Origin of the sequence: Burkholderia sp. Bp8986 (assembly GCF_003854225.1) — a bacterium.
Lineage (GTDB): Bacteria > Pseudomonadota > Gammaproteobacteria > Burkholderiales > Burkholderiaceae > Burkholderia.
Genome location: NZ_QTQM01000100.1, coordinates 1 through 4,048, shown reverse-complemented (window position 1 = coordinate 4,048; position 4,048 = coordinate 1). Strand labels below are relative to the sequence as shown.

At 59.1% G+C, this 4,048-nt stretch carries 3 protein-coding genes and 3 pseudogenes; all 6 read right to left on the bottom strand.

The features are described 5' to 3' along the window. Nucleotides 1-59: 59 nt before the first annotated feature. The gene (gene tnpC / locus DID99_RS35870) at nucleotides 60-1,520 is read right to left on the bottom strand and encodes an IS66 family transposase (RefSeq protein WP_124668672.1); all 1,461 of its coding nucleotides are present in this window, start codon (nucleotides 1,518-1,520) and stop codon (nucleotides 60-62) included. Nucleotides 1,521-1,551: 31 nt separating this feature from the next. Then, a complete protein-coding gene (gene tnpB / locus DID99_RS35865) occupies nucleotides 1,552-1,905 on the bottom strand; it encodes an IS66 family insertion sequence element accessory protein TnpB (RefSeq protein ID WP_124668671.1) in 354 nt (117 codons plus the stop codon). Next, a complete protein-coding gene (locus tag DID99_RS35860; RefSeq protein ID WP_124668670.1) occupies nucleotides 1,881-2,393 on the bottom strand; it encodes a transposase in 513 nt (170 codons plus the stop codon). The genes tnpB and DID99_RS35860 overlap by 25 nt, the downstream gene beginning before the upstream one ends. A gap of 82 nt (nucleotides 2,394-2,475) precedes the next feature. After that, nucleotides 2,476-3,110: pseudogene (locus tag DID99_RS35855) on the bottom strand (IS5 family transposase); the annotation flags it as partial. Nucleotides 3,111-3,162: 52 nt separating this feature from the next. Continuing rightward, nucleotides 3,163-3,677, bottom strand: a pseudogene (locus tag DID99_RS35850) (transposase); the annotation flags it as partial. 52 nt (nucleotides 3,678-3,729) lie between these two features. Next, nucleotides 3,730-3,911, bottom strand: a pseudogene (locus DID99_RS38225) (IS6 family transposase); the annotation flags it as partial. Between the last annotated feature and the right edge of the window lie 137 nt (nucleotides 3,912-4,048).

Genomic DNA, 4,048 nt, shown 5'->3' with positions numbered 1-4,048 from the left:
TACGGGCTACGCCCTCCGCGCCAATGCGCGCCAGCACGAAAAACCAACCACTGTCAGATTTAGTCTAGTCCACCGCACGTATAGAGATTGGCGCTCGCGTTCGCGCCTTCGACAGTGTCCGAGAACAGCCATCCGCGGCGCCCCACGCAGAACGGTCGAATCGCATTCTCACATGGATTGTTGCTGATCGGCCAACTGCCATTCTCGATGTAGCGGATCAGCTTCGGCCACTGCACGCGCAGATAGGTCAGTCCTTTGCCGAGCAGGCTTTTCGGTACAACACCGGGCGATTGCTCGAGCATCAGCGCGTGGATGGCGTCGAGTACGCGCGCGCTGTATCGTCGCCGCAACCGCTGTCGTCGCTGTGCGGTCCACGTCGCGCTGCGTGCCTCGGCCGCGAACAGCTTGCCGATCAATTTGATGAAGCGCGTCGCCAGCAGATCGTGCGTTCGGGCGGCCTTTGGTACGCTGTCCTCTGCTTTGACGAAGTACCGTCTCAGGTGAACCCAGCATCCAAGGTGCACGAGCTGGTGACGCCGAGCGATGTCGTTGTAGGGCTCATAGCCGTCGGTCATCATGACTGCGCCCTCCCGGATCCCGGTGAACAGCTTGTCGGCCAGCCTGGTGCCACGCCCCGGTGTATAGGTGAAGCAGCGGATGGGCACGCCCAAATCGGTCATCTGCGCCCAAAGGTAACTCTTCGTTTGCGGTCGACGGCCCTTTTCCTTCAGCACCTGGAGTGTCGTCTCGTCGCAGTAGATCAGCTCGGCATCGAGCAACGCATCGCGCATCAGGTTGATCACAGGTTGCGTCGCGAGACCCGCACGGACCATGCTCGCTGCAATCGTGTTCGAGGAGATGTCGCCGCCGAAGCGACGTAGCAGACCGGCCTGGCGATACAGTGGCATCCCGAACTGATACTTGCCGGTGGCGATCCATGCGAGCGCCGATTCACTCAACAGCCCGCGAGGGATGATGCGAGGCGGCGCCGGCGTCACCTTGATGCCGAGATCGCAGCACGGACATGCATATTTGACGCGCTGGTGCTGGATCACGCGAAGCTGCTCCGGAATCACGTCGAGCTGCTCGCTGATCTCCACGCCGAACTCGACGAGCGCGTGACCATCGTTCATGCAGAAGCGTTCGGCTTCGGGCAGCTCGTGCCGCACAACGTCGCGCGGCAGGTTGGGATCGAGTGGCTTGCGATGACCCCGCTTCTTGCGCGTATGTGCAGCGACCGTCGATTCTGGAGTATCTTCCTGAGCAGGCGTGCTGCTCGCGCCGAGCACCTCGGCTTCGTTGAACAGGCTGGGTTGATCCGAGTCTCGTGCCTCGCTCTTTGCGCCGAACAACTCGTGACGGTAGGCCCGGAGTCGTTCCTCGGCGAGATCGCGTTCCGCTGTCACAAGCCGCAGGGCGCCGCGTAACGCCTCCTGTTCTTCTCGCAACGCACGAGCGGCATCGCGTTCGGCGAGCAGTTCTTTCAGTTCCTCGGCGGTGATCGTGACGTTGACCGGCATGCCGGATTAGACCAGCACACCGTCAGCCTGTTCAGCTCACACGCAGATATTCCTGCTTCGGATGTCGTCGAATCGTAGTGATGTCATCGCCATCGATCAGCGCGTGCAGCACGTTGGGCGTCATCGTCACGACCTCAGCCTTGTTGTCGGGCCAGATGAAACGGCTTGCCTCCAATCGTTTCGTCATAAGCCAGAAACCGCTACCGTCCCAGCCAAGGATCTTGATCCTGTCGCGACGCCGGTTTCCGAAGATGTAAAGCGACGAGTCCATCGGATTCAGGCGCATCGACTGTTCAACGAGAATCGACAGGCTGTTCATGCCGTACCGGAAGTCGACAGGATCGCGGTGCAGATACACCTTCAGATTGTCGTCGAACCGGAACACGGCATCCTCCCAAGGATCTGAACCAAGGTTGTCAGTTCATCAATGGTCGCGATGGCCTTGCCCAGTTCGAGTTCAACACCGTTCGACAGATGCACATGCAGCGTAAGCGTCATCGACGGAGATGGCGGTGAGGACGCAGGCGGTACCGAAACGACAGGCACGAACGCGGGTGATGTTGCCGCGCCAACGATGAGCTGGTGAGAACTCGGAGGATCGATCGCCAGGCTGTCAGTCGCATTACCCGAAGGCCGCAAGCCACCGTTATCCTGCGGCGTCGGCGAGACGCCTTTCTCGCGCTCCATCAGGTATTTCGTGATCCACTTGCGTAGCAGGTTAGCGTTGCCCCCGTGCTCCTGCGCCATGCGGGCGACCGACACACCCGGGCGTAACGCCGCCTCGACCAATGCTCGTTTGCCATTTTCATCGTAACGGCGACGGCCGTCACTACTTTGCCGAACTACTCTCAGCCCTGAGTCTTTGTCAGCCATAGGTGTCCACCTCGTAAATAGGTGGACACCTATGCTCCTCGCTCAGAGTGCTGTTGAGTAGACGTCGATAATGGATCGCTTACCGACGTTTGTACATTTCCCGGTCGTACTCCCAAGGCTCGACGCGCGTGCTCAGCGGAGGAACGACCGGGATGAAGCCGAGATCAAGCGCGAACTGTCGGGTTTCGTTGCCTTCGTACGCCTTGTCCATCAGCAGGTGCAGCGGCCGACTCGGCGGTCCCAGGCGTTCGAGCAGTGCTCGTCCGTGCGGCGCATCGCCAGCTTGACCGGGCTGCGATAGCGCGAACGTTATGGCTGTTCGAGCATCCGCGGCAACCATATGAATCTTGGTTGTCCATCCTCCGCGAGATTTGCCGATGGCTTGGGGTCCATTTTTTTTAACGCACCGGTGCCGTCAGGATGAACCTTCACGATCGTGCTATCCAGCGACACCGCTTCAATTCGGACGCGAATAATCTGTGCGCGCTGCAACTCCGTGAACACTCGGTCCAGTACGCCGTTGCGAGACCAACGATTCATGCGCGTGTAGATCGTATGCCAGCGACCGAAACGTGGCGGCAGGCCGCGCCATTTACATCCGTGCTCAGCAACATAGAGGATCGCGTTGAGCACTTGCAGGTTCGACAGGCTCACATTGCCTCGTTGTCGTGGCAGGCAGTGTTCGATCTGTTTGAATTGGGCTTCGGAGATTTCCATCTCCGAAGCATAACCTTAAATCAGCATAGTGTGAACACGCCCTAGTCCGTTGACCGGATGAATTGCACCGGATGCGTCGAGTTGGATCGGAATACTTCCATTTCAACGGGGCAGCCTGCTTGTTGTATTGGCGGATATAGCGCATGAGCTTCTTGTCGAGGTCTTTGGTGCTGGTGAATACCCCGCGCGTGATGACGTCGCGCTGGATGCGGGCAAACCAGTTCTCGACCTAGTTCAACCATGACGAATACGAGACGTTCGTATGGTCAGCCAGAAAGGTTTGATCGGCGTCGGTTTTGTGGCTGCTCACGTTGTCGCAGATCACGTGAATCTCCTTTCTGGCTGGCTGTGCCGACACCACCTCGGTGAGGAACGCGACGAACTGAGCACTGGTATGGCGTGGAGCAGTCCTGCCCAACACCTCGCCCGTGGCGACATTCAACGCCGCAATCAGGCTCAGGGTGCCGTTGCGTGTGTATTCAAAGCCGTGACTTTCGGCGCGACGGGGCGAGAGCGACAAGATCCGGCCTTGCGATCAAGTGCCTGAATGGCCGTTTTTTCGTCCAAGTCGTCAGTCTCGCCCTGTAAGGCATGAAAGCTCGCTAACGTGACAATGCCGTTCATCGAGGTGCCAGGTCGAGCCCAACTTGCCCCGTGCGGCAGTTCGCGCGACGCGCAAACTGCGCACCAAACCGCTCACACCAGTTGCAAACACTCATAGGTAACGGTTACGCCACGCTCGAGCAACAACTCCTCGACGTCTCGCAGACTCACATTGAAACGGTGATGCGGCGACTTCATCTTCTTCGTGCTCCATTTTAACCGCCTGCAGCCTCAACTTGACATTGCCGACTGTGATGCTTCGCCAACGGCCAACGTGAGGCGACGCGCGCCTCCACCATGCGCGGCAATCTTCACGATGTGGTCGTTGCTGAACC

Coding starts and splice junctions, on each gene's coding strand:
- tnpC (WP_124668672.1), bottom strand. CDS start 1,520: ATGCCGGTCAACGTCACGATCACCGCCGAGGAACTGAAAGAACTGCTC.
- DID99_RS35860 (WP_124668670.1), bottom strand. CDS start 2,393: ATGGCTGACAAAGACTCAGGGCTGAGAGTAGTTCGGCAAAGTAGTGAC.